Origin of the sequence: Allobosea sp. 47.2.35 (assembly GCF_024655635.1) — a bacterium.
In the GTDB taxonomy this organism is placed as follows: domain Bacteria; phylum Pseudomonadota; class Alphaproteobacteria; order Rhizobiales; family Beijerinckiaceae; genus Allobosea.
The window spans coordinates 74826-97643 of the sequence record NZ_JANLGI010000007.1 but is presented as its reverse complement, the minus strand read 5'-3'; the positions used below and the strand labels follow the sequence as shown (position 1 = coordinate 97643).

Annotated in this window: 27 protein-coding genes and 1 other RNA gene; 21 read left to right on the top strand and 7 right to left on the bottom strand. The window is 67.4% G+C overall.

Annotation, left to right across the window (positions count from 1 at the left end; translation table 11 throughout):
• Positions 1-5: 5 nt before the first annotated feature.
• From NUV79_RS11090 to NUV79_RS11080, 3 genes are all read right to left on the bottom strand, one after another.
• Positions 6-875 carry a VOC family protein gene (locus NUV79_RS11090; RefSeq protein ID WP_257733139.1) on the bottom strand — a complete coding sequence of 290 codons (870 nt, stop codon included), beginning with the start codon at positions 873-875 and terminating at the stop codon, positions 6-8.
• Between the two features lie 114 nt (positions 876-989).
• Positions 990-2225, bottom strand: a complete 1236-nt coding sequence (locus NUV79_RS11085; protein ID WP_257733138.1) for an NAD(P)/FAD-dependent oxidoreductase — start codon at positions 2223-2225, stop codon at positions 990-992.
• Complete coding sequence (locus tag NUV79_RS11080) at positions 2225-3274, bottom strand: YihY/virulence factor BrkB family protein (protein WP_257733137.1); 1050 nt, start codon at positions 3272-3274, stop codon at positions 2225-2227. Before NUV79_RS11080 ends, NUV79_RS11085 begins: the two co-directional genes overlap by 1 nt.
• A gap of 184 nt (positions 3275-3458) precedes the next feature.
• Between NUV79_RS11080 and NUV79_RS11075 the strand changes: the two genes are divergently transcribed.
• Positions 3459-4163 (top strand): outer membrane protein, encoded by a 705-nt coding sequence (locus tag NUV79_RS11075; protein ID WP_257733136.1) that lies wholly within the window; start codon positions 3459-3461, stop codon positions 4161-4163.
• Between the two features lie 7 nt (positions 4164-4170).
• Here NUV79_RS11075 and recR read toward each other — a convergent pair whose 3' ends face one another.
• From recR to ffs, 4 genes are all read right to left on the bottom strand, one after another.
• Positions 4171-4776 carry a recombination mediator RecR gene (gene recR / locus NUV79_RS11070; protein WP_257733135.1) on the bottom strand — a complete coding sequence of 202 codons (606 nt, stop codon included), beginning with the start codon at positions 4774-4776 and terminating at the stop codon, positions 4171-4173.
• Between the two features lie 37 nt (positions 4777-4813).
• Positions 4814-5134 carry a YbaB/EbfC family nucleoid-associated protein gene (locus NUV79_RS11065; protein WP_257733134.1) on the bottom strand — a complete coding sequence of 107 codons (321 nt, stop codon included), beginning with the start codon at positions 5132-5134 and terminating at the stop codon, positions 4814-4816.
• 21 nt (positions 5135-5155) lie between these two features.
• The gene (locus NUV79_RS11060; protein WP_257733133.1) at positions 5156-7027 is read right to left on the bottom strand and encodes a DNA polymerase III subunit gamma/tau; all 1872 of its coding nucleotides are present in this window, start codon (positions 7025-7027) and stop codon (positions 5156-5158) included.
• An 87-nt stretch (positions 7028-7114) separates the two neighbouring features.
• An RNA gene (gene ffs / locus NUV79_RS11055) (signal recognition particle sRNA small type) lies at positions 7115-7211 on the bottom strand.
• A 242-nt stretch (positions 7212-7453) separates the two neighbouring features.
• Here ffs and rpmH point away from each other — a divergent pair.
• The 20 genes from rpmH (at position 7454) to NUV79_RS10955 (ending at position 22818) form a co-directional block, all read left to right on the top strand.
• Positions 7454-7588 (top strand): 50S ribosomal protein L34, encoded by a 135-nt coding sequence (gene rpmH / locus NUV79_RS11050; protein ID WP_038364779.1) that lies wholly within the window; start codon positions 7454-7456, stop codon positions 7586-7588.
• Positions 7589-7642: 54 nt separating this feature from the next.
• Positions 7643-8071: a ribonuclease P protein component gene (gene rnpA / locus NUV79_RS11045; RefSeq protein WP_257733131.1), complete on the top strand. Its 429-nt coding sequence runs from the start codon at positions 7643-7645 to the stop codon at positions 8069-8071.
• 46 nt (positions 8072-8117) lie between these two features.
• Positions 8118-9977: a membrane protein insertase YidC gene (gene yidC, locus NUV79_RS11040; protein WP_257733277.1), complete on the top strand. Its 1860-nt coding sequence runs from the start codon at positions 8118-8120 to the stop codon at positions 9975-9977.
• Between the two features lie 48 nt (positions 9978-10025).
• A complete protein-coding gene (locus tag NUV79_RS11035) occupies positions 10026-10667 on the top strand; it encodes a CatB-related O-acetyltransferase (protein WP_374679226.1) in 642 nt (213 codons plus the stop codon).
• 10 nt (positions 10668-10677) lie between these two features.
• The gene (locus NUV79_RS11030) at positions 10678-11412 is read left to right on the top strand and encodes a GTP-binding protein (protein WP_257733130.1); all 735 of its coding nucleotides are present in this window, start codon (positions 10678-10680) and stop codon (positions 11410-11412) included.
• A 6-nt stretch (positions 11413-11418) separates the two neighbouring features.
• Positions 11419-11787 (top strand): DUF423 domain-containing protein, encoded by a 369-nt coding sequence (locus tag NUV79_RS11025; RefSeq protein WP_257733129.1) that lies wholly within the window; start codon positions 11419-11421, stop codon positions 11785-11787.
• An 86-nt stretch (positions 11788-11873) separates the two neighbouring features.
• Positions 11874-12770 carry an acetylglutamate kinase gene (gene argB, locus NUV79_RS11020; RefSeq protein WP_257733128.1) on the top strand — a complete coding sequence of 299 codons (897 nt, stop codon included), beginning with the start codon at positions 11874-11876 and terminating at the stop codon, positions 12768-12770.
• A gap of 176 nt (positions 12771-12946) precedes the next feature.
• Positions 12947-13687, top strand: coding sequence for a pyrimidine 5'-nucleotidase (locus NUV79_RS11015; protein ID WP_257733127.1), 741 nt, complete (start codon positions 12947-12949; stop codon positions 13685-13687).
• Positions 13688-13804: 117 nt separating this feature from the next.
• The gene (gene metZ, locus NUV79_RS11010) at positions 13805-15001 is read left to right on the top strand and encodes an O-succinylhomoserine sulfhydrylase (protein WP_257733126.1); all 1197 of its coding nucleotides are present in this window, start codon (positions 13805-13807) and stop codon (positions 14999-15001) included.
• A 270-nt stretch (positions 15002-15271) separates the two neighbouring features.
• On the top strand, positions 15272-15859 hold the full coding sequence (gene hisB, locus NUV79_RS11005) for an imidazoleglycerol-phosphate dehydratase HisB (RefSeq protein WP_257733125.1): 588 nt from the start codon (positions 15272-15274) through the stop codon (positions 15857-15859).
• Positions 15860-15868: 9 nt separating this feature from the next.
• Positions 15869-16354: a DUF2628 domain-containing protein gene (locus NUV79_RS11000; protein WP_257733124.1), complete on the top strand. Its 486-nt coding sequence runs from the start codon at positions 15869-15871 to the stop codon at positions 16352-16354.
• The gene (hisH, locus tag NUV79_RS10995; RefSeq protein ID WP_257733123.1) at positions 16351-17007 is read left to right on the top strand and encodes an imidazole glycerol phosphate synthase subunit HisH; all 657 of its coding nucleotides are present in this window, start codon (positions 16351-16353) and stop codon (positions 17005-17007) included. Before NUV79_RS11000 ends, hisH begins: the two co-directional genes overlap by 4 nt.
• Positions 17004-17750 (top strand): 1-(5-phosphoribosyl)-5-[(5-phosphoribosylamino)methylideneamino]imidazole-4-carboxamide isomerase, encoded by a 747-nt coding sequence (gene hisA / locus NUV79_RS10990; RefSeq protein ID WP_374679173.1) that lies wholly within the window; start codon positions 17004-17006, stop codon positions 17748-17750. Before hisH ends, hisA begins: the two co-directional genes overlap by 4 nt.
• Entirely contained in the window at positions 17747-18511 is a 765-nt protein-coding gene (gene hisF / locus NUV79_RS10985) for an imidazole glycerol phosphate synthase subunit HisF (RefSeq protein WP_257733122.1), read from the top strand. Before hisA ends, hisF begins: the two co-directional genes overlap by 4 nt.
• A gap of 1 nt (position 18512) precedes the next feature.
• On the top strand, positions 18513-18833 hold the full coding sequence (locus tag NUV79_RS10980) for a phosphoribosyl-ATP diphosphatase (protein ID WP_257733121.1): 321 nt from the start codon (positions 18513-18515) through the stop codon (positions 18831-18833).
• 81 nt (positions 18834-18914) lie between these two features.
• Entirely contained in the window at positions 18915-19889 is a 975-nt protein-coding gene (gene coaA / locus NUV79_RS10975; RefSeq protein WP_257733274.1) for a type I pantothenate kinase, read from the top strand.
• A gap of 19 nt (positions 19890-19908) precedes the next feature.
• On the top strand, positions 19909-20436 hold the full coding sequence (locus NUV79_RS10970) for a DUF1697 domain-containing protein (protein ID WP_257733120.1): 528 nt from the start codon (positions 19909-19911) through the stop codon (positions 20434-20436).
• A complete protein-coding gene (locus tag NUV79_RS10965) occupies positions 20436-20882 on the top strand; it encodes a YqaA family protein (protein WP_257733119.1) in 447 nt (148 codons plus the stop codon). The genes NUV79_RS10970 and NUV79_RS10965 overlap by 1 nt, the downstream gene beginning before the upstream one ends.
• 118 nt (positions 20883-21000) lie before the next feature.
• Positions 21001-21351 (top strand): RidA family protein, encoded by a 351-nt coding sequence (locus NUV79_RS10960; RefSeq protein WP_257733118.1) that lies wholly within the window; start codon positions 21001-21003, stop codon positions 21349-21351.
• A 159-nt stretch (positions 21352-21510) separates the two neighbouring features.
• Positions 21511-22818, top strand: a complete 1308-nt coding sequence (locus NUV79_RS10955; protein WP_257733117.1) for a hypothetical protein — start codon at positions 21511-21513, stop codon at positions 22816-22818.

Genomic DNA, 22818 nt, shown 5'->3' with positions numbered 1-22818 from the left:
ACGTCTCAGCGCACCAGAACCAATCGATTGTTCCAGGGATCGGCGACCGTCGGCGCGCCATCGGACTCGTTCCCGCCGGCTGCCAGAATGCGCTGGCGCATCGCCGCGAAATCAGCTTCGTCGCGGGCGACTAGCTCGAAACGGTCGAGCCCGGCCTCGCCGGGCCGGCGCGGGCCTGCGCCGCGGCTGCCCCAAATGTTGCCGGCGATATGGTGATGATAGCCGCCGCTGGCGAGGAAGCTCGCGCCGGGATAGTGCACCATCAGGTCGAAGCCGAGCAGGTCGCGGTAGAAGGCCTCGGCTGCCGCCGCGTCCCCGACGCGCAGATGGATATGGCCCATCCCGGCGCCCTCGGGCATGCCGGCATAGGCGGCCTCGTCAGCTTCGCTCAAGAGCTTGTCGAGATCGAGCCGCTCGGTCGCCATGGCGATGCCGCCATCGGGCTTGCGCGGCCATTCCGCCCGCGTGCGGTCGCGATAGATCTCAATGCCGTTGCCTTCGGGATCGGAGAGATAGAGCGCCTCGCTGACGAGGTGGTCGGAGGCGCCTTCGAGGGGAATCCGCGTGATCGCCGCATGCCTCAGCCAGTTGGCGAGGTCCTGCCTGGACGGCAACAGGATGGCGAGATGGAACAGGCCGGCAGTCGAGGTCGGCCGCGCCGCGCCGGCTTCCAGCCGAACGAGCACCTGCCCGCCGACGCCGAGATCGGCGCTTGCCGCATCCTGCCGGATGACGCGAAGGCCGATCGCATCGCGATAATAGGCGGTCAGCGCGGTGAGATCATGCGCCCGCAGCGTCACAGCGCCGATGAAGATGGGCGCCTTGTGAGCTTCGAGAATGGCGGCGGAGGCCGTCCGTTCGATCGTTGCGACCATGGCAAATCCTTTCGCGGCGACCCTGCCGGCCGCAGCCTCAAGATGGCGCTTCCGCCCGATCTTGTCGCCCACCCGGCCGGCAAGACTGCGATTGCATGGCTGCAATGACGGGCTTCAGCCGGGGCGCGGCCGATCGATGGCGAAATGGCGGAACCAGCGCTTCTCCCGCCCGCTGACCAGAGCCCCGATCAGGCGCGAGGCCATGAAGCTGAAGGTGATGCCGTTGCCACCATAGCCATAGGCCGCGAGCAGGCGCGGATGGCCGGGCACGCGCCCGATCAATGGCAGGCCGTCTCCGGTCTGGCCGAAGGCGCCGGACCAGGCATGATCGAGATCAAGGCTGGCCTGCGGGATCAGGGCGTGCAGCCGCGCCTGCAAGGCCCTGGTTTTCGACGGGCCGAGCTCGTCGCGCCGGTCGGGATCGTCGAAATCCTCATCCTCGCCACCGAAGACGATACGGCCATCCGTGGTCGTGCGGCAGTAGCAGTAATCCTCCGACGCCTCCCAGACGAGCGCGGGTCCGGGCCAGAGCACCTGCGGCACCTGCGGAACCGTCGCGATCGCCCAGCTCGACGCCACACGATGCAGATCGTCCCTGACGATGTCGGGCATGACATAGCCGGTGGCGAGCACGATGCTGCCGGCCTCGACCACCCGCCCGCTCGCGAGGGTGACGGCGGCCGAGCGACCGGCCCCGTCGAAGCCCACGGCCTCGTCGCGGATCAATCGCGCTCCGCGTTGCACGGATACTCCGAGGAGACCGTGGCACAGGCTGAGCGGGTCGGCCTCAGCCGAACCGGGCGAGACGATGGCCGCCGCCCGGTCGAAGCCGAAGGCCTCGCGGAGTGCGGGGTGTTCGACGAAACTGCCGGGCAACCCGGCGCGCTCGCGCAGGGCGGCTTCCTCCCGAAGTTCGCGCGGGCCACTTTCGCCCGCCGCGAGATAGACGGTCTGGCGGGCTGAAAACCCGCAGGAGAGCGCGAGTTCACTGGCCAGTCCGCGCAGGCCCGCAACCGCCTGGAAGCTCAACCGATAGACCTCGGCGGCTGCGGCGAAGCCATGCAATGCCGCCAGTTCCGACAATCGGAGGTCGATTTCCCATTGCAGCATCGCGGTCGAAGCCGCCGTGCTGCCGAAGCCTTCCCGCTCGCGGTCGATCAGGACGACGTCGCGGCCCATCGCCGTCAGGTGCTCGGCAACGAGGGCCCCGGTGATGCCGCCGCCGATGATGGCGATGTCGCAACGCGTGTCAGCCTTGATCTCTTGTCCCGCGGGCCGCACCAGGGCCGGGCGCCATGGCCCCTTGCCGGTGCGCAGATCGTCCTGACGCGTGCCCTGCGGGTCGAGCATCACTCCGCCCTGGGCGGGCCGACCCGATCGGCCATCGTGGCGCCGCGCTGGCCGAGCGGCTTCGGCCGGCCGGTGGTGGTGTCATGTGCCGTCTGGTGCTCCAGCTCGGCATTGAGCTCGGCGCCGGCCAGCACGATCATCGCCGAGAGCCAGAGCCATGTCATGAACACCACGACGGTCGCGAGCGAGCCATAGGCCGCCGTGTAATTGCCCAGCGTCGAGACATACCAGGAGAAGCAATAGGAGGCCGCGCCCCAGAGCAGAGCGGCGGCAATGGCGCCGGGCATGACCCAGATGAAGCGCATGCGCTCCCGGCTCGGGCCGATCCAGTAGAGGATCGCGATCGAGAAGGTCGCCACGACGAAGAAGGCCGGCCAGCGCACCAGCCCGATCAGGCGCTCCAGCTCGGAATGGAAGGGAAACAGCGCGGTCACGACGGGAAGGCTGGCGATGGCGATCAGCGCGGCCGTGAGCAGGACGACGCCGCTGACCGTGGTGAAGAGCGAGATCGCATTGAGCTTGAGGAAGCTGCGCTTCTCGGTCTCGCGATAGATGATGTTGAGCGCGTCGAAGATCGCCTTCACCGCCGCATTGGCCGACCAGGCCGCGACGAGCAGGCTGACATAGAAGGTCGTGGACAGGACGAAGCCGGACTGGGTCGAGAGCCTGACCGCCTGCTCGTGGATCAGCTCGCGTGCTGCCTGTGGGAACATCGTCGTCACCGTGTCGAGCTGCTCGGCAATGGTCCCGGGATCGGTGAAGTAGCGATAGAGCGTCACCATCAGCGACAAGGCCGGCACGAGCGAGAGCAGGGTGAAGAAGGCGACCGCACCCGCCAGCGACGAGAGGCGGTTCTCGGCGACGTTGCCGGCAAAGCGCAGCAGCACGTCCTTCCAGCCGAGCCAGGTCATCTGCAGCGGCGTCTTCGCCAGCCGGCCGCGCACCGCTTCCTCCCGATGCCGCCCGAGCTTGTCGGACAGCAATCCCGACAGATAGCCGAGCGCGACCCCGATCCCGGCGGCGCCCGTGATCCGTTTCAGGAAAGCCATGTCGGACCCGTTTCTCCGCAGCCAGTTCACGCCTGCAAGCATGCGAGCAACCGCATCCGGCCGCAATCGTTCCGATGCGGAACCCGGGAAGGCACGGCTTAGCCGGTTGTTAACCTTAATGCTTCGTTATGGCGGGGCGCAGCCGCGAGCGGCAGGCGCTTGTCTGTCCTTCCGGATACGCCCGATGACGAAGCTGTTCAGAACCGGCCTGACGGGCCTCGCGATCCTGCTGTCGGGCGCGGCCGGAGCGGCCGACCTGCGCAAGATCGCCCTGCCGCCGGCTCCGGACCTGCCGGCGCTCTATTCCTGGAGCGGCTTCTATGCCGGCCTTCAGGGCGGCTATGCCTGGGGCGACAGCCGGGTACGGATCAGTGCACCGGGCGGCGGTTTCGCCCCCGTCAGCTTCCGTGCCGGCGAGGATACCGCCTTCGGCGGCGCGCATGCCGGCTTCAACTACCAGCTCGGCGGCATCGTTCTCGGCATCGAGGGCGATGTCGAAGCCCTCGACAACCGCAGCCGCTTCGACGGGATCGGCCTCTCCGCCCGCGTCAGCCAGGACTGGCAGGGCTCGGCCCGCGCCCGCCTCGGCCTCGCCTTCGACCGTTGGATGGTCTACGGCACCGGCGGCGTCTCCTTCACCGAATACGAGCGGCGCGTCTTCACGCCCGGCGGCGGCTTCGGCGAGCGGCTGACGAGCGCACGGACCGGCTGGACTATCGGTACCGGCGTCAACTTCGCCTTCACCGACAACCTGATCCTCGGCGCCGAATACCGCTACACCGATTTCGGGCGGAACCGCTTCGCCAGCTCCGGCGCCTTCCCGGGCCTGACCGGCTCGCAGGACCTCTCGACCCACAGCGCCCGCGCCAGCGTCGCCTACAAGTTCTGAGGTCGCCTCAGAAGCCCGTGCGCTGGCGGATCGCGGCGGCCAGCGTGCCGTCGTCGAGATAATCGAGTTCGCCGCCGACAGGGACGCCATGGGCGAGCTTGGTCACCTTGACCGGCAGATGCGCCATGAGGTCGGTGATGAAATGCGCCGTTGTCTGGCCGTCGACCGTGGCGTTGAGCGCGAGGATGACCTCCTTCACCGCCGGATCGGAAGCCCGCGCCACCAGCGCGTCGAGCGACAGATGCTCGGGGCGGACGCCGTCAAGCGCCGAGAGCACGCCGCCCAGCACATGATAGCGGCCGGACACCGCGCCCGAACGCTCCAGCGCCCAGAGATCGGAGATGTCGGCGACGACGACGATCAGAGAATCGTCACGGCGCGGATCGGTGCAGAGGCCGCAGGGGTCGCTGGTATCGACATTGCCGCAGCGGGCGCAGACGACGATGCGCTCGCGCGCCACCGCCATCGCCTCGGAGAGCGGGCCGAGCAGTTGCTCGCGCTTCTTGACGAGATGCAGCGCGGCCCGCCGGGCCGAGCGCGGCCCGAGCCCCGGCAGCTTGGCCAGGAGCTGGATCAGCCTTTCGATCTCGGGACCGGCAATGGCGCGGGACATCAGGCTACCCCGTCATTCCGGGCGGCTCGCGCCATGCTCAAAACAACTTCATGCCCGGCGGGATCGGCAGGCCCTTGGTGATCTCGGCCATGCGCTCCTGCATGACGCGCTCGCCGCGGGTGCGGGCATCGTTGGCGGCGGCGACGATCAGGTCCTCGAGAATCTCGCGCTCGTCCGGCACCATCAGGCTGGGATCGATCTTCACACCCTTGAGCGCGCCCTTGGCCGACATCGTCACCGTGACCATGCCGCCGCCGGCGCCGCCCTCGACCTCGATATTGTCGAGCTCGGCCTGCATGTCGGCCATTTTCTGCTGCATCTGCTGCGCCTGCTTCATCAGGCCCATCATGTCACGCACGGGAAATCCTCCTCGCAATCGTCAGAAATCGATGCCGTCGAAATCCGGTTCGGAATCGTCGAACAGGGGCTCGGCATCGGGCAGGTATTCGTCTTCGGTCGGCGTCGAAGCGGCCATTTCGGCCGCGGCGATGGCGCGGGGATCGCGGACATCGACGATGCGCGCGCCGGGGAAGCGCTCCAGCACCGCCTTGACCGACGGGTGAGCCGCCGCATCGCTCTCGCGCTGGTCCTTCGCGGCCGCCGCCTGCTCCCGCATCGTGGCGCCGCCCTCGTCATTGACGACCGCGACCATCCAGGTCTGGCCGGTCCATTCCTTGAGCCGACGCGACAGGTCCTGCGCGAGGGTGCGCGAAGCGCCCTCGGCCAACGAGAACTCGATGCGGCCGGGCTCGAAGCGCACGGGCCGGATATCGCGCTCCAACGCGATCTTGAGCGTGATGTCGCGGTGCTGGGAGGCCAGCGCGACGACATCCTCCAGCGTGGCGACGATCGCCATCGGCGCGGCAACGGTGCGCGCGACCGGGGTGGGGGCGGGATTGGCGCTGGCGAGGATCGGGCGGGCGGCGAGCGCGGTGTTGCCGCCGCCTGAGGGCGGGCGCGGCATGCCCATGCCATTGCCACCGCTGTTGCCGGCGGGGACGGAGCCCGTACCATCGCGCAGCATCTTCAGCGCCTCATCCGGCGTCGGCAGGTCGGCGGCGTGCGCGAGGCGCACGAGGACCATTTCGGCCGCCATGACCGGCCGATCGGCCTGCTTCACTTCCGCAATGCCCTTGAGCAGCATCTGCCAGGTGCGGGCGAGGATGCGGACCGAAAGGCGCTGGGCGAAATCGCCGCCGCGCACGCGCTCGGCCTGGGCGAGGCTGTTGTCCTTGACCGCCTCGGGCACGAGCTTGAGGCGGGTGACGAGATGGGTGAACTCGGCGAGGTCGTTCAGCACCACGACCGGATCGGCGCCGGCATCGTATTGCGCGCGCAATTCGCCGAGCGCGGCGGCGATGTCGCCCTTCATCACGGCTTCGAAGAGATCGATCACGCGGGCCCGGTCGGCAAGGCCGAGCATCGAGCGGATATCGTCGAGCGTGATCCGGCCCGCCGCATGGGCGATCGCCTGGTCGAGGATCGAGAGGGAATCGCGCACCGAACCCTCGGCGGCGCGGGCGACGGCAGCGAGCGCCTCCTGCTCGGCATCGACGCTCTCCGCCCGGCAGATATTGGCGAGATGATCGACCAGCACGTCGGATTCGACGCGGCGCAGGTCGAAGCGCTGGCAGCGCGACAGCACCGTGATCGGCACCTTGCGGATTTCCGTCGTCGCAAAGATGAACTTCGCATGCGGCGGCGGCTCCTCCAGCGTCTTCAGGAAGGCGTTGAAGGCGCCGGTCGAGAGCATGTGCACCTCGTCGACGATATAGACCTTGTAGCGCGCGGAGACGGGCGCATAGCGCACAGCGTCGTTGATCTGGCGGATGTTGTCGACGCTGTTGTTCGAGGCGGCGTCGATCTCCATCACGTCGATATGGCGGCCCTCGATGATCTCGCGGCAATGGATGCCGAATTCGCGCAGGTCCGTGGTCGGGCTGCCCTGCCCGTCAGGGGTCTGGAAGTTCAGCGCGCGCGCCAGGATGCGGGCGGTCGTGGTCTTGCCGACGCCGCGCACGCCGGTCAACATCCAGGCCTGCGGGATGCGCCCGGCCGCGAAGGCGTTGGTCAGCGTGCGCACCATCGCTTCCTGGCCGATCAGGTCGCCGAAATGCGCCGGCCGATATTTCCGCGCGAGCACGCGATAGGGCGCGGGCGCTCCCATAGCGGCGGCTTGCGGCGCGGGCGCCGGATCGAAACCGGCGAATCCCGGTTCGTCAGCAGAGGCGGCGTCGATTGGGTCGGTCATGGAAACTGGTTTCGCCAATCGGGAGGCGAGGGTCAATGGCGCCGCGCCGGTTCCGCAATCCGGTCCGGCGCTTTGATGGGCGCATGAGGTGGGAGGCTGGACGAAGACCCGTTCGGTCTCGTTAGGGCTGCTTCCTTCCGGACCTGACCCGGTTGGCGAGTGAGACGTCCCTCGCCAACCTCCCGCCCGCTATATCGGGGATGTCTCGGAGAATCGCAAGCCGGCATCGCGAGGCCGCGAAGCTTCGTCGCAGCCGGCGTCAAATCTGCCAGTTTGGCGTTGACTTGGTGTCGTCCATCCGTCATAAGCCCGCGACCTGCGCAGCCGAAAGGCGGCGCCGACCCTTATCGCATGACAGGCTCGGTTGGCCATGCTTTCCCCGGAAAGCCGCGGCCGTCGTGCTCATAAAGGCCCCGGAGACGGACCGTGAAGAGAACCTATCAACCCAGCAAGCTGGTTCGCAAGCGCCGCCACGGCTATCGCGCTCGCATGGCGACCAAGGGTGGCCGCAAGGTCATCGCCGCTCGCCGCGCCCACGGCCGCAAGCGCCTGTCGGCCTGACGAGCCCTGGCGCGTCACGATAGCGCGCCGGTTTCGGAAGACAGGCCAATCGCCATGCGCCTCGCCCGTCTGACGCAACGCAAAGAATTCCTGGCGGCGGCCGATCACGGCCGCCGTTTTCGTTCGTCCGCCTTCATGGCGCAGGTGCGCGATGCCGCGCCCGACGAGCCCCGCAAGGGCGGCGAACCCGTGGCCCTGCGGCTCGGCCTCACCGCCTCGCGCAAGACCGGCAATGCCGTGAAGCGCAACCGCATCCGCCGGCGCCTGCGCGAAGCGGCCAAGCAGGCGCTCGCCAGCCAGACCGAACGGCGCTGCGACGTCGTGATCGTCGCGCGCTCCGACGTGCTCGGCGCCAAATTTCAGACGCTCGTCGCCGATCTTTCGATTGCCATCGACCGGGCAAAGCCTCACAAGCCGCGTGAAGCAGCCTTTGCCGACAGGCGCCGCCCGCCCCCCAAGCGCGGCACGCCTTCGCAAGCCTGACCCGCCGCGCCTTTACCGGACCAAGCGAGATCCGTTTCCGACCATGATGAAAGAAGACAACCGCAATCTGCTTCTCGCGATCGTCATGTCCGTGGTCGTGCTGCTCGGCTGGCAGTTCTTCTACGGCGTGCCGCAGATGGAAAAGCAGAAGCAGGCCGCGCAGCAAGCACAGCAGGCCCAGAGCCAGCAGGCGCCGGCTACTCCCGGCTCCGTCCCCGCTCCCGGCCAGCCCGCAGGCTCGGCCGCGCCCGGCACCGCTGCGACGCAAACCCTCGGCACCCGCGAACAGGCGCTGGCCGCGAGCCCGCGCCTCCGGATCGATACGCCCAAGATCAGCGGCTCGATCTCGCTGACCGGCGCGCGCATCGACGACGTCTCTCTCAAGGCCTATCGCGAAACCGTCGATCCGAAGAGCGCGAATATCGTCCTGCTCTCGCCGCTCGGCGGCCCGAACGCCTATTATTCCGATTTCGGCTGGGTCGCGGCGCCGGGCAGCAACATCCCACTGCCGAACGCGACGACGGTCTGGACCGCCGACAGCCAGGTGCTGACCCCGGCCAAGCCGGTGACGCTGAGCTGGGACAATGGCCAGGGCCTGACCTTCCGGCGCGTCATCAGCATCGATGACAACGCCATGTTCACGATCCGCGACGAGGTCGAGAACAAGGGCAGCGCCGCCGTGAACCTGTTCCCCTACGGACAGATCGTCCGCCAGGGCAAGCCAGTGACGCTGGGCTATTACGTGCTGCACGAGGGCCTCGTCGGCAATCTCGGCGAGCAGGGCCTGCAGGAATACACCTACGACAAGCTCGACAAGGAGCCGCTGCTCTCGCCGGGGACCACCGGCAAGGTCTGGAAGGACGCCGTCGGCGGCTTCGTGGGCATCACCGACAAGTACTGGGCGGCCGCGGTCATCCCCGACCAGCAGCGCAAGTATGACGGCCGCTATTCCGCGGTCCAGACCGGCACCGGCCATACCTACCAGGCCGATTTCCTCGGCGAGAGCGTCGCGGTCGCGCCGGGCGCCACCGCTTCCGCCAATGCCCGGCTCTTCGCCGGCGCCAAGGAAGTCGCGGCCGTCGACGGTTACGAGAAGAATCTCGGCATCAAGCGCTTCGAGCTGCTGATCGACTGGGGCTGGTTCTATTTCATCACCAAGCCGCTCTTCTTCGTGCTCGACTGGATCTACAAGCATGTCGGCAATTTCGGCGTCGCGATCCTGCTGGTCACGGTGCTCTTGAAGATCCTGTTCTTCCCGCTCGCCAACAAGTCCTACGCCTCGATGGCGAAGATGAAGGCGCTGCAGCCGGAAATGACGGCGATCCGCGAACGCTACGCGGACGACAAGATGAAGCAGCAGCAGGCTCTGATGGAGCTTTACAAGACGCAGAAGATCAATCCGGTCGCCGGCTGCTGGCCGGTGCTGCTGCAGATTCCTGTGTTCTTCGCGCTCTACAAGATCCTGTTCATCACCATCGAGATGCGGCACGCGCCGTTCTTCGGCTGGATCCACGATCTCGCGGCGCCGGACCCGACGAACCTGTTCAACCTGTTCGGCCTGCTGCCCTTCACCCCGCCGGCCTTCCTGCATCTGGGCCTGTGGCCGATCATCATGGGCATCACGATGTTCATCCAGATGAAGATGAACCCGGAGCCGCCGGACCCGGTGCAGAAGATGATGTTCACCTGGATGCCGGTGTTCTTCACCTTCCTGCTCGGCTCGTTCCCGGCCGGCCTGGTGATCTACTGGAGCTGGAACAACCTGCTCTCGGTGATCCAGCAGGGCTACATCATGCGCAAGCACGGGGTGAAGATCGAACTGTTCGACAATCTCAAGGGCATGTTCGGCAAGAAGCCGGCAGCAGCCGGCGGCGCACCCAACCCCGCCAACAGCAACAAGAAGTGAGTGATCGAAGGGCGGGGTTTCCCGCCCTTCGCTTTTGAAGCCAACACCATCGAAACGATGCCGCTACCCGATCCGAGCACGCGCCACCCGATCCCCGGCTGGAAAGGCACGGCCTTCCTGAAGGCGGTGGTCGACCACCCGCTGATCGCGGTCGGCGACTACAGCTACTATGACGACTCGCGCGGGCCGGAGCATTTCGTCGCCCGCTGCGTGCGCTATCATTTCGACTTCATCGGCGACCGCCTGATCATCGGGAAATTCGTCGCGATCGCGCAGGCGGCGCAGTTCATCATGAACGGCGCCAACCATCCGATCGGCGGGTTCTCGACGTATCCCTTCCAGATGTTCGGCCTCGGCGATCCCTCGGATTTGAAGCGCCCCGGCCCGAACAATCGCGGCGACATGGTGATCGGCAACGATGTCTGGATCGGGCGCGAGGCGGTGATCATGCCGGGCGTCACGATCGGCGACGGCGCGATCATCGGCACGCGGGCGCAAGTGACGAAGGACGTGCCTGCCTATGCGGTCGTCGCCGGCAATCCCGGCCGCGTCGTGAAGATGCGCTTTGCGCCCGAGATCGTGGCCGAACTGCTGGCGATCCGCTGGTGGGACTGGGAGGCCGACAGGATCGCGCGCCATGTCGACGCGATCCAGGGCGCCGATATCGACGCGCTGCGCCGGGCCGTGTAGGCAGGAGCCCATGACCACATCGACGACCAAGCCCTATGACGCCGAGGAGATCGAGGCCGCCCGCAAGCTCTTCGAGGGCCCGTGGGATTTCGTCTGGGCCTCGACCAAGATCGACGACCTGCCACCGATGATCGGCCAGGAGATCGCCTTCGCCGGTCGCTCCAATGTCGGCAAGTCGAGCCTGATCAACGCGCTGACGCGGCGCAACGCGCTGGCGCGGACCTCGCATACGCCCGGCCGGACGCAGCAGCTCAATTTCTTCCGGCAGGTCGCGCACGAGGAGCCCACCGGGGCAGTATCTCAAGGCAGCAAGCGCTCGCGCGAAAAGCCGGTTCCGGTTTATTCGCCCCATGCGCCGACCATCGTCGACATGCCGGGCTACGGCTATGCCGCCGTCGGCAAGGAGAAGGTCGCGGCCTGGACCCGGCTGATCCACGATTACCTGCGTGGCCGCTCGAACCTGATGCGCGTCTATGTGCTGATCGATGCCCGCCATGGCATCAAGGATGTCGACGGCGCCGTGCTGGAGACGCTCGACAAGGCCGCCGTGTCCTATCAGGTCGTGCTGACCAAGGGCGACGCGCTGAAGAAGGCCGACCAGACCTTCATGACCGAGGCGACCTATGACGAGATCAAGCGCCGCCCGGCGGCTTTCCCGGAGGTGCTGCTGACCTCTAGCGAGACGGGCGCCGGCTTGCCGGAATTCCGCGCCGCGATCGGCCGCGTGCTGGCCGAGCACGGCTGAAGCCCGATGACGGCGACGCGCCTGCATCTTGCCCTCGCCGCCCTGATGGGCTTCGCCGGCGTCGCCTTGCTGGCGGCGGCCGCCCACATCACCGGCACGGCCAATGTCCAGACAGCCGGGCAGATGCTGCTGTTCCATGCCTCGGTGATCATCGGCGCCACTGCGGCGCGCCGGGGCGGGCATCTCCAGGATCTGCTGGCGCGGGTCGCGCTCTCGGCGATCATCCTCGGCGCAACGCTGTTCGCGGCCGACCTCGCCCGGCGCGGCTTCGCCAATGAGGGGCTGTTTCCGCGCGCCGCGCCGATCGGCGGCTGGTTCATGCTCGGCGGCTGGCTCGGTCTGGCCGTCGCCGCCGTGACCGCGAAGCGCAGCTGAGCGGCGCGCGGCGTTCTTCCACCGCCGCGTAAGTTCGGCTAGAAGCGCCCCGCATCTGTCCTTGCGGCCGCGCGGAGCCTGCCCGAATGACCGACCATCCCCATCTGACGCCGTCGCAATCCGCCGAGCTGCTGGTCCAGGCGCTGCCGCATATGCAGCGCTACGACCAGGAGATCATCGTCATCAAGTATGGCGGCAACGCCATGGGCGACGCGGCCACCGCCGAGGATTTCGCCGAGGATATCGTGCTGCTCGAGCAGTCCGGCCTGAAGCCGGTGGTCTGCCATGGCGGCGGCCCGCAGATCGCGGCGATGCTGAAGAAGCTCGGCATCCAGTCCGAGTTCAAGCAGGGCCTGCGCGTCACCGACGAGGCGACCGTCGAGGTCGTCGAGATGGTTCTGGCCGGTTCGGTCAACAAGGAGATCGTCGGCTACATCACCCGCGAGGGCGGCCGCGCCATCGGGCTCTGCGGCAAGGACGGCAACATGGTCACCGCCCGCAAGGTGACGCGGACCATCGTCGATCCTGATTCCAAGATCGAGGAAGTGCTCGATCTCGGCTTCGTCGGCGAGCCCGAGAAGGTCAACACGACCGTGCTCGACGCGGTGCTGAAGGCCGAGCTGATCCCGGTCCTGGCGCCGGTCTGCGCCGCCGCCGACGGCCAGACCTACAATGTCAATGCCGACACCTTCGCCGGCGCCATCGCTGGCGCGCTCAACGCCAAGCGCCTGCTGCTGCTCACCGACGTGCCGGGCGTCCTGAACAAGGACAAGCAGCTCATCTCCGAGCTGACGATCGAGGAATGTCGCCACCTGATCGCGGATGGCACGATCTCCGGCGGCATGATCCCGAAGATCGAGACCTGCATCTACGCGCTGGAAAAGGGCGTGGAAGCCGTCGTCATCCTCGACGGCAAGGTGCCGCATGCGGCGCTGATCGAGCTCTTCACCGATACCGGCGCCGGCACGATCATCCGACGTTGATCGGCCGTCATTCTCGGGCGGAGCGAAGCTCCGACCCGGGAATCTCATGACCAGTAGGCGCTGGTTTCCGAGATGGTCGGGTCAAGCCCGACCATGACGGCGTGAAGCAGCGCCGCGATTAAGCCCCCGCCAAGGACTTGCGGCGCAGACTCCGGCTCGCCACATCTCGGAGTCCAATGACAATACTCGCAGATACACCCGCCGCGACCCCGCCCCTGACGGCGGAAGGCTTCGCGCATGTCGACCACTGGATCTTCGATCTCGACAACACGCTCTACTCGCATGAGAGCCGCGTCTGGCCGCAGGTCAACGAGCGCATCACGCTGTTCCTGCAGGAATTGTTCGGGCTGGACGGCCTGTCCTCGCATGCGCTGCGGCAATATTACTATCACCGCTACGGCACGACGCTGAAGGGACTGATGGAGGAGCACCGGATCGATCCGGACCAGTTCCTCGACTTCGCCCATGACATCGACCTGACGCTGCTCGAGCCCAATCCGGAGCTCGGCGCGGCGCTCGCGGCGCTGCCCGGCCGCAAGCTGATCCTGACCAACGGCTCGGTCGGCCACGCCAAGAACGTCGCCGGCAAGCTCGGCATCCTCGACCAGTTCGAGGACATCTTCGACATCGTCCATGCCGGCTTCCTGCCGAAGCCCGAGCGCGCGACCTACGAGAATTTCCTCGCCAAGCATTCAGTTGATCCCGGCCGCGCCGCGATGTTCGAGGATATCGAGAAGAACCTGATCGTGCCGAGCGACCTGGGCATGAAGACCGTGCTGATCGTGCCGCAGACGCCCGACCCCTTCCGCGAAGCCTGGGAACAGGTCGCGATCGAGGCGGGTCATGTCCATCATGTCACGGCGGACCTCACCGGCTTCCTCAAACCGCTTGGGCGCTCGAACGAACAGCAAGGCTGAGCGGGAGGCGTTTCCTCCCGCCGAGGTTCCCTAAAAAAGGAAATTCCGTTCTTCTTTACGAACTCCTTGGGAGCTGATACTGCTCCTGTCCGTTATAAAGAACGGATCGAGAGTTCCATGCCGTCACCGGACAAAGCCGCAGCCAAGCTGCACCCCGAGACCCGCCTCGTCCATGACGGCATCCAGCGTTCGCAGTTCGGCGAGACCTCCGAGGCGCTCTACCTGACGCAGGGCCATGTCTACGACAACGCGGCGCAGGCCGAAGGCCGCTTCCTGAACACCGATCCCGGCTTCCAGTACGGCCGGCTTGGCAACCCGACGACGGCGATGCTGGAGGCCCGCATGGCCTCGTTCGAGGGCGCCGAGACCTGTCGCGCCACCGCGACCGGCATGGCGGCGGTCACAGCGGCGATGATGGCGCCGGTGCGCGCCGGCGACCATGTCGTCGCGGCGAGCGCGCTGTTCGGTTCCTGTCGCTACATCATCGAGGACCATCTGCCGCGCTACGGCGTCGAGACGACGCTGGTCGAGGGCACCGATCTCGACGCCTGGCGCAAGGCGGTTCGCCCCAACACCAAGCTGTTCTTCCTGGAATCGCCGTCGAACCCGACGCTCGAAGTGCTCGACATCGCCGCCATCGCGGAGATCGCCAAGGAAGCCGGCGCCAAGCTCGTCGTCGACAATGTCTTCGCCACGCCGCTCTACCAGCGCCCGCTCGAGCTCGGCGCCGACATCGTCGTCTATTCCGCGACCAAGCATATCGACGGCCAGGGCCGCTGCCTGGGCGGACTGATCCTCGGCTCGAAGGAGCTGATCGAGGCCGATATCCAGAACTACCTGCGTCAGACCGGGCCGATCCTGTCGCCCTTCAACGCCTGGGTGATGCTGAAGGCGCTGGAGACGCTGCCGCTACGCGTCGCCAAGCAGGCGCAGAACGCGACGGCCGTGGCCGACTGGCTGGCGGCGCAGAGCAAGCCGACCAAGGTGATCTTCCCCGGCCACAAGAACCATCCGCAGGCCGAGATCATCAAGCGCCAGATGAGCGGCCCCTCGACCATGATCGCCTTCGAGGTTCCCGGCGGCAAGGACGGCGCCTATCGCCTGCTCGACGCCTGCAAGCTGATCCGGATCTCCAACAATCTCGGCGACGCCAAGAGCCTGATCGTCCATCCCGCGACGACGACGCATCAGCGCTTCACGCCGGAGGTGCGCGCCGCGATGGGCGTCAGCGACGGACTCGTCCGCCTCTCGATCGGTCTCGAGCACCATGACGACCTGATCGCCGATCTGGAGCAGGCGCTGGCGAAGGTTTGAGGTTGCTACGGAAGTAGACTCGGATAGCGCGGGGAACCCTCTCCCGGAGGGAGAGGGCAGGGTGAGGGGTAGGCCGTTGGATACCGTAGCTACGACCTGACCGCCGCGCCGTTGGGTGTTCACTGGGCCGGTCCAGGGGCCTACACCTCACCCCTGCCCCTCTCCTTACAGGAGAGGGGTTCCCCGCGCCCTTTGCCATCGGCCAGTGGCCATCGCCGCCCGCCCCTGCTAAAGCGGGGCCGTTTCCCGCTAAAGGCTTGAGAGGCCAGCATGCGTTCGGGCGAAGTGAAGCGCCGCACCAACGAGACCGATATCGCGGTCTCGCTCCTGATCGACGGCACCGGCAAGGCCGATATCGCCACCGGCGTCGGCTTCTTCGACCATATGCTCGACCTCTTCGCCCGCCATTCGCTGATCGATCTCACGGTCAAGGTGAAGGGCGACACCCATATCGACGACCACCATTCGGTCGAGGATGCCGGCATCGCCATGGGCGAGGCGCTGAAGCAGGCGCTCGGCACCAAGAAGGGCATCCGCCGCTATGCCGACGTCCACCTGCCCATGGACGAGACGCTGACGCGCGTCGCCGTCGACGTCTCCGGCCGGCCGTTCCTGGTCTTCCGCACCGCGTTCACGGCACAGAAGATCGGCACCTTCGACACCGAGCTGGTGCGCGAGTTCTTCCAGGCCTTCGCGATCAATGCCGGCATCACGCTGCATGTCGAGACGCTCTACGGCGACAACGCCCACCACATCGCCGAAAGCTGCTTCAAGGGGCTGGCGCGGGCGCTACGGCAGGCGCTGGACGTCGATCCGCGCGAGGGCGACCGCATCCCCTCGACCAAGGGCGCCCTGTAGGAGGTCTCGATGGCGTTCTACACCGTGATGACGCCGCCGCCGGAAGGCGACCGGCGCGAGGAGATCGAGCAGGCGCGGCTGATCCCCGAAAGCTTCGCCTGGGGCGCTTTCCTGATCCCGGGCCTCTGGCTGCTGGGCAAGCGGCTCTGGCTGGCGACGCTGCTCGTCGTGCTGGTCTGGGCCGTCGTGATCTATCTGAACAGCCGCTTCGGGCTGCATGCGACGGCGCTCGGGCTGATTCACTGGTTGATCGCGCTGTTCCTCGGCGTCGAGGGCAACAACCTCGTTGCCAGCAAGCTGGCCCGCAAGGGCTGGCGCGCGTCCGATGTCGTCGAAGCCCGCAACCTGGCGGAAGCCGAGCGCCGCTATTTCGAGCGGGCGCTCGCTGGCGAAGCGGCGCTGCCGCGCGTCGAGACGGCGCCGGCCGCGCCCGCAGCTCGCCCAAGCGGCCCGCTGCCGATCATCGGGCTGTTTCCGGAGGCCCAGGGACGATGAGCCAGTCCGTCGCGATCATCGATTACGGCTCGGGCAACCTGCATTCGGCCGCGAAAGCCTTCGAGCGTGCGGCGGCCGAGGCCGGCATCCCGTCGACCATCCATGTCACCAGCGACACCCATGTCGTGCGCGCGGCCGATCGCATCGTGCTGCCGGGTGTCGGCGCCTTCGCCGATTGCCGGCGCGGGCTCGATGCCGTGCCCGGCATGGTCGAGACGCTGGAGGAGGTCGTGCGGGGCAAGGGCCGACCCTTCCTCGGCATCTGCGTCGGCATGCAGCTCCTCGCCTCGCGCGGGCTGGAATATACGGTGACACAGGGCCTCGGCTGGATTCCCGGCGATGTCACGCTGATCCAGCCGAAAGACGACGCCCTCAAGATCCCGCATATGGGCTGGAACACCCTGCACAAGCAGGATGAACATCCGCTGCTGGACGGCATCGAGACCGGCCCGCAGGGCTTGCACGCCTATTTCGTGCATTCCTATGCGCTGGCGGCGTCGCGGCCGCAGGACGTGCTGGCGCTCACCGAGCATGGCGGACCGGTGACCGCGATGGTCGCGCATGGCAATGTCGCCGGCACGCAATTCCACCCCGAGAAGAGCCAGAAGCTGGGGCTGAAGCTCATCACGAATTTCCTGAGCTGGGCACCATGATCCTCTTTCCCGCGATCGACCTGAAGGAAGGCCGCTGCGTCCGGCTGAAGCAGGGAGACATGGCGCAGGCCACGATCTTCAATGACGACCCGGCCGCGCAGGCCGCCGATTTCGAGGCCCAGGGCTTCCAGTGGCTGCATGTCGTCGATCTCGACGGCGCCTTCGCCGGCAAGCCGATGAACGCGGCCGCGGTCGAGGCGATCCTGAAGCGCGTCGCGTTCCCGGTGCAGCTCGGCGGCGGCATCCGCGACATGAAGACGGTCGCCGGCTGGCTCGAAAAGGGCATTCGGCGTGTCATCATCGGCACGGCTGCGGTGCGCGATCCCGGCTTCGTGCGCGAGGCGGCGAAGGCCTTTCCGGGACAGGTCGCGGTCGGCATCGACGCGCGCGACGGGTTCGTCGCGGTCGAGGGCTGGGCTGAAACCTCCTCGCTGGCAGCGGCCGATCTCGGCAAGCGCTTCGAGGATGCCGGCGTTGCGGCGATCATCTACACCGACATCGCCCGCGACGGCATGCTGGAGGGTATCAACTGGGAGGGCACGATCGCGCTGGCGCAGGCCGTGTCGATCCCGGTGATCGCCTCGGGCGGCCTTGCCTCGATGGCCGATATCGAGCGGCTCTGCGCGCCCGAGGCTGCGATCCTCGAAGGCGCGATCACGGGCCGCGCGCTCTATGACGGGCGGATCGATCCGGCGGCGGCGCTGAAGCGGCTGGCCGCAGCCGGCACGGGAGCGGCGGCATGACGCTCAAGACCCGCATCATCCCCTGCCTCGATGTCAAGGACGGCCGCGTCGTCAAGGGCGTGAAATTCGTCGACCTCGTCGATGCCGGCGACCCGGTCGAGGCCGCCAAGGCCTATGACGCGGCCGGCGCCGACGAGCTCTGCTTCCTCGACATCACCGCGAGCCATGAGGATCGCGGCATCCTGTTCGACGTGATCACACGCACGGCCGAAGCCTGCTTCATGCCGCTCACCGTCGGCGGCGGCGTGCGCAAGGTCGAGGATATCCGGGCGCTGCTGCTTGCCGGCGCCGACAAGGTCTCGATCAACACGGCCGCCGTGACCAACCGCCAGTTCGTCAAGGAAGCGGCAGAGAAGTTCGGCGCGCAGTGCATCACCGTCGCGATCGACGCCAAGCAGGTCACGCCCGGCCGCTGGGAGATCTTCACCCATGGCGGGCGCAACGCCACCGGCATCGAGGCCGTCGCCTTCGCGCGCGAGGTCGTCTCGCTCGGCGCCGGCGAGTTGCTGGTCACCTCGATGGACCGCGACGGCACCAAAGTCGGCTATGATCTCGGCCTGACGCGGGCGATCGCGGACGCGGTCTCCGTTCCGGTCATCGCCTCGGGCGGCGTCGGCGACCTCGACGATCTCGTCGCCGGCGTCGCGCAAGGCCATGCCTCGGCTGTGCTCGCCGCCTCGATCTTCCATTTCGGCACCTACACGATCGGCCAGGCCAAGGCGCATATGGCGGAAGCCGGACTCAGGATGAGGCTGGATTGAGATGGCGGGCTTCACTCTCTCCGATCTCGAAGCCCGTGTCGCCGAGCGCGCCGCCGCGTCGCCCGAGGAATCCTGGACGGCGAAGCTCCTCGCCGCCGGACCGGAACGGGCCGCCAAGAAGTTCGGCGAGGAGGCGGTCGAGGCCGTCATCGCCGCCGTCAAGGGCGACCGGGCCGAGCTGATCGCCGAGAGCGCCGATGTGCTCTATCATCTTTTGGTTGTGCTTCGGGCGCGCGATGTTGCATTGCAGGACGTCTTGAGCCAGCTTGAGGCCCGCACGGCCCGCTCCGGACTGGCGGAAAAGGCGGCCAGACCCCGGTAGCCAGCCGGTTCAGTTGCGTGAGGATGGACCCGGCAGGATGACCCTCCCTTGAATCTCGAAGCCTGGATTGCGGGTCGCGTCATGGACCAGCGCCTGATCACCACTCCCCCGGAACGCGACCTGGTCTCGCCCTATCGCGCCTTCTCGCGGGATGAATGGGCGCATCTGCGCGCCGATGCGCCGCTGACGCTCTCGGTCGACGACCTCGCCAAGCTGCAATCGCTCAACGATCCGATCTCGCTCGACGAGATCGTCGCGATCTACCTGCCGCTGTCGCGCCTGCTGTCGCTCTATGTCGCGGCGACGCAGGGGCTGTTCAAGGCGACGCAGCGCTTCCTGCTGGCTGAATCCGAACCCAAGGTGCCCTATGTCATCGGGGTCGCCGGCTCGGTCGCGGTCGGCAAGTCGACCACGGCGCGCGTACTGAAGGCCCTGCTCTCGCGCTGGCCGAACACGCCGAAGGTCGAGCTCGTCACCACCGACGGCTTCCTGCTGCCCAATGCCGAGCTGGAGCGGCGCGGCCTGATGGGGCGCAAGGGCTTTCCCGAGAGCTATGACGGCAGCGCGATCCTGCGCTTCCTTTCCGACGTCAAGGCCGGCAAGCCGCAGGTGACCGCGCCGGTGTACTCGCATCTCGTCTACGACGTCGTGCCCGGCGAGACGGTGACCGTCGAGCGGCCGGACATCCTGATCCTCGAAGGGCTCAATGTCCTGCAGCCGGGCCGGATGCCCAGGGATGGCACGGCCATCCCCTTCGTCTCCGATTATTTCGACTTCTCGGTCTATCTCGATGCCGACGAGAACGATCTGCATCGCTGGTACGTCAATCGCTTCATGACGCTGCGCCAGACGGCCTTCCGCGATCCGCGCTCGTTCTTCCGCAAATATGCGGAGATCGGCGAGGAAGAGGCGCTCGCCATCGCCGAGAAGCTCTGGACCGGGATCAACCTGCCGAACCTGCAGGAGAACATCCTGCCGACGCGCCAGCGCGCCAGCCTGATCCTGACCAAGGGCGCGAGCCACCGTATCCAGCAGGTCGCCCTGCGCCGGCTGTAACGCGGGTTCCGGGATCGCGATGACGACCTATGTCGCCCTGCTGCATTCGATCCTGCTCGGCCCCGGCAAGCGATTGGTCATGGCCGATCTCAAGGCGATGGCGTCGGAGCTCGGCTTCGCCAATCCACGGACCTGGGTCGCCACCGGCAACCTGATCTTCGAGGGCGAGGATGCACCGATTGCCGCGGTCGAAAGCCGGCTGGAGGCGGGTTTCCGTGCCCGGTTCGGCAAGCCTGTCGACATCATCCTGCGCACGGCGCCGGCCTGGCTGCGGCTGGCCGCGCAGAACCCCTTCCCGGATGGCAACGGCGCCCGAGTCGGTATCCGCGTCATGCGTGCGCCTCTCGGCCCGGATACCCTCGCCAAGCTGGAGACGATTGCTGCGCCCGGCATGGGACTCGCGCTGCGGGACGGCGATCTCTGGATCGATTTCGCGGGCGAGCCGAGCGAGGCGCGGCTGCTCTCGCATCTGACGACCAAGAAGCTCGGCATCGGCACGCTGCGCAACGCGAATACGGTCAAGGCGCTGGCGGCCATGCTCGCGTGATGACCGGCCTGTCCTCTCTCGGCGCGATGGCGCTCGCGGCCTTCGTCGCCGCGACCCTGCTGCCGGCGCAGTCGGAAGCGGTCTTCGTCGGGCTGCTCGCCGCGAAGAGCGTCGATCCGCTCGCACTCTTCCTGACCGCGAGCCTCGCCAACACCGCCGGCTCGATCCTCAACTGGTGGCTCGGCCTGATGATCGCCCGTCATGGCATCGACAAGCTGCCGGCCCGCCTGCGGCCTGATCCCCAGCGTTTCGTTCAGGCGCAAGGTCTGTTCGCCCGATTTGGCTGGCCCTCCCTGCTGCTGGCCTGGCTGCCGCTCGTCGGCGATCCCCTGACCTTCGCGGCGGGGACGCTGAACTACCCGTTCTGGCGGTTCACGATCCTCGTCCTCGTCGGCAAGGCCGGGCGCTATGCGGCGCTCTGGGCAGGCTGGGCGAGTTTCGCCTGACCATCCGGGCTTCGTCCGGGGCCATCTCGCAGAATCTACCCTTAGGTCATCCGCATATCGTTTGCGAAACCGGCCGGGCCGGGCTACCAGCGAAGCGTCCGTTCAAGGAGATCAGACTATGAGCATTCAGCGTATCGGCGTCGGCCCGCGCATGTCCAAGGCCGTCGTGCACGGCAACACCGTCTATCTGGCCGGCCAGGTCGCGGACAAGGCTGCCGGCAAGAGCGTCGGCGAGCAGACCGCCGACATCCTCGGCATCATCGACGGCCTGCTGGCCGAGGCCGGCACCGACAAGACCAAGCTGCTGATGGTCAACATCTGGCTCTCCGACATGTCGACCTTCGCCGAGATGAACGCCGTCTGGGACAAGTGGGTCGTCGCCGGGGCCACGCCGGGCCGCGCCACGGTCGAGGCGAAGCTGGCCGCGCCGCAGTTCACGGTCGAGATCGCGGTCATCGCCGCGAAGTAAGCCCATTTCGATCGCCGCGCGCCCGGATGGGTGCGCGGCGATCCCTGTGATCACGCCGGACCGGAGCGGGAGGCCACCATCAGCCAAGCCGACCAGATCGCTCCGCTCCTGGCAAGCGTCGCCGGACGCCGCGGCCTGTCGCCGATGGCGATGGCGGCCATGATGGCGGATTGGCTCCGGCGCGCCGGCGCCACACTTCCGGGAGAACGCCTGCTCGACCGCAAGGCCAGCGATTTTCTCGCGCTGTCGAACCGCCTCGCGACACCGCTCGGCGATGCTGAGATCAAGCGCCTGCGCGGCGAAGCCTCCACTGCCACCGTCGAAGGCCGTTTCGCCGAGGCCGACAAGAGCCTCGCCCAGGCCGAACTGCATGCCATCGGCGGCTCCACCGATCTATCCGCCCTTCCGCTCGAACGCCGGCTGCTGATCGGCGAGAACCGCGCGGATCGCGCGGCGCTCAGCTTCCTGCGCACGACCTCCGAAGGCTATCGCGAAGCGGCTGCCCGCTATGGCGAGGCCTCCGCCCTGATCGGCCTCGCAGCTATCGACCGCAGCCGGGAGGCAGCGCTCGATCAGGCGAAGGTGCTGGCGCGGATCAGCGAGGATTTCGGCGGCCGCGAAGGCTATGACGGCTCGATCGCCGCCCTGCGCCGGCTGCTCGAAGGCCTAGACAGCCTCGCCGATACCATTGCCTTCGCCGGAGTCCAGGAAGCCATGGCTTCGGCACTCGAAAAGCTCGCCGCACTCACCGGCGACGCCAAGCTGCTCGACGAGGCCCTCGTCCATTGCCGAGCCGGCATCGAGGACCTGCGCCATGACGAGGCACCGGCGCTCTGGCGCGCCCTGAAGCTGCGGCTGGGCCGGCTCGCGGTCAATCTCGGCGTCTCGCAGAAGGACGACAACCTGCTCGAAGAGGCGGTCGCGACCTATGCCACCGCGCTCGCCGTCTGGAAGCGCAGCGACGACGAGGCCCGCTGGCTCGAAGCCGAGCACATGATCTCCCGCGCCCGCGCCACGCTCGGCCGGCGCCGCAGCGACCTATCCCTGCTGGAGCGCGCCTTCAACGGGCTCAACCGCGTCTCGCAGGCGACCGATCGCAGCCGCGATCCCCTGCGCTGGGCCGAATTGCAGGATCAGATGGGCGGCGTCCTTGCCGCCATGGGCGAGCGCTACAGCGAGCCGGTCGTGATCGAGGAGGCGATCGCCGCGTTTGGCGCGGCGCTTGAGGAGTATCGGCGGGAGCGCGCACCGCTGCTCTGGGCGCAGACTTCAGCCAGCCAGGCCGAAGCCATGCTCCAGCTCGCCCGCCGCAACAAGGACAAGACGCTGGCGCAACAGGCGCTCGCCCAATTGATGGCGGCAACCGAATCCGCCAAGCAGGCGCCGAATGGCGGCGCTGTCGCCACCGACCTGCAGAAGCGGCTCGGAGCCGCCGGCACGACAGCCGCCAAGCTGATCGCCGGCTGA

Bases quoted from the DNA above. Each gene is read 5' to 3' on its own strand.
- NUV79_RS11025 (WP_257733129.1), top strand. From the start codon at position 11,419: ATGACGGCGACGCGCCTGCATCTTGCCCTCGCCGCCCTGATGGGCTTC.
- NUV79_RS11075 (WP_257733136.1), top strand. From the start codon at position 3,459: ATGACGAAGCTGTTCAGAACCGGCCTGACGGGCCTCGCGATCCTGCTG.
- NUV79_RS10970 (WP_257733120.1), top strand. From the start codon at position 19,909: ATGACGACCTATGTCGCCCTGCTGCATTCGATCCTGCTCGGCCCCGGC.
- metZ (WP_257733126.1), top strand. From the start codon at position 13,805: ATGCCGTCACCGGACAAAGCCGCAGCCAAGCTGCACCCCGAGACCCGC.
- hisB (WP_257733125.1), top strand. From the start codon at position 15,272: ATGCGTTCGGGCGAAGTGAAGCGCCGCACCAACGAGACCGATATCGCG.
- NUV79_RS11060 (WP_257733133.1), bottom strand. From the start codon at position 7,027: ATGACCGACCCAATCGACGCCGCCTCTGCTGACGAACCGGGATTCGCC.
- NUV79_RS11080 (WP_257733137.1), bottom strand. From the start codon at position 3,274: ATGGCTTTCCTGAAACGGATCACGGGCGCCGCCGGGATCGGGGTCGCG.
- NUV79_RS10960 (WP_257733118.1), top strand. From the start codon at position 21,001: ATGAGCATTCAGCGTATCGGCGTCGGCCCGCGCATGTCCAAGGCCGTC.
- NUV79_RS11015 (WP_257733127.1), top strand. From the start codon at position 12,947: ATGACAATACTCGCAGATACACCCGCCGCGACCCCGCCCCTGACGGCG.
- hisF (WP_257733122.1), top strand. From the start codon at position 17,747: ATGACGCTCAAGACCCGCATCATCCCCTGCCTCGATGTCAAGGACGGC.
- NUV79_RS10955 (WP_257733117.1), top strand. From the start codon at position 21,511: ATGATGGCGGATTGGCTCCGGCGCGCCGGCGCCACACTTCCGGGAGAA.
- rnpA (WP_257733131.1), top strand. From the start codon at position 7,643: ATGCGCCTCGCCCGTCTGACGCAACGCAAAGAATTCCTGGCGGCGGCC.
- NUV79_RS11000 (WP_257733124.1), top strand. From the start codon at position 15,869: ATGGCGTTCTACACCGTGATGACGCCGCCGCCGGAAGGCGACCGGCGC.
- yidC (WP_257733277.1), top strand. From the start codon at position 8,118: ATGAAAGAAGACAACCGCAATCTGCTTCTCGCGATCGTCATGTCCGTG.
- argB (WP_257733128.1), top strand. From the start codon at position 11,874: ATGACCGACCATCCCCATCTGACGCCGTCGCAATCCGCCGAGCTGCTG.
- hisH (WP_257733123.1), top strand. From the start codon at position 16,351: ATGAGCCAGTCCGTCGCGATCATCGATTACGGCTCGGGCAACCTGCAT.
- NUV79_RS10965 (WP_257733119.1), top strand. From the start codon at position 20,436: ATGACCGGCCTGTCCTCTCTCGGCGCGATGGCGCTCGCGGCCTTCGTC.
- hisA (WP_374679173.1), top strand. From the start codon at position 17,004: ATGATCCTCTTTCCCGCGATCGACCTGAAGGAAGGCCGCTGCGTCCGG.
- NUV79_RS11085 (WP_257733138.1), bottom strand. From the start codon at position 2,225: ATGCTCGACCCGCAGGGCACGCGTCAGGACGATCTGCGCACCGGCAAG.
- recR (WP_257733135.1), bottom strand. From the start codon at position 4,776: ATGTCCCGCGCCATTGCCGGTCCCGAGATCGAAAGGCTGATCCAGCTC.
- NUV79_RS11090 (WP_257733139.1), bottom strand. From the start codon at position 875: ATGGTCGCAACGATCGAACGGACGGCCTCCGCCGCCATTCTCGAAGCT.
- coaA (WP_257733274.1), top strand. From the start codon at position 18,915: ATGGACCAGCGCCTGATCACCACTCCCCCGGAACGCGACCTGGTCTCG.
- NUV79_RS11030 (WP_257733130.1), top strand. From the start codon at position 10,678: ATGACCACATCGACGACCAAGCCCTATGACGCCGAGGAGATCGAGGCC.
- NUV79_RS10980 (WP_257733121.1), top strand. From the start codon at position 18,513: ATGGCGGGCTTCACTCTCTCCGATCTCGAAGCCCGTGTCGCCGAGCGC.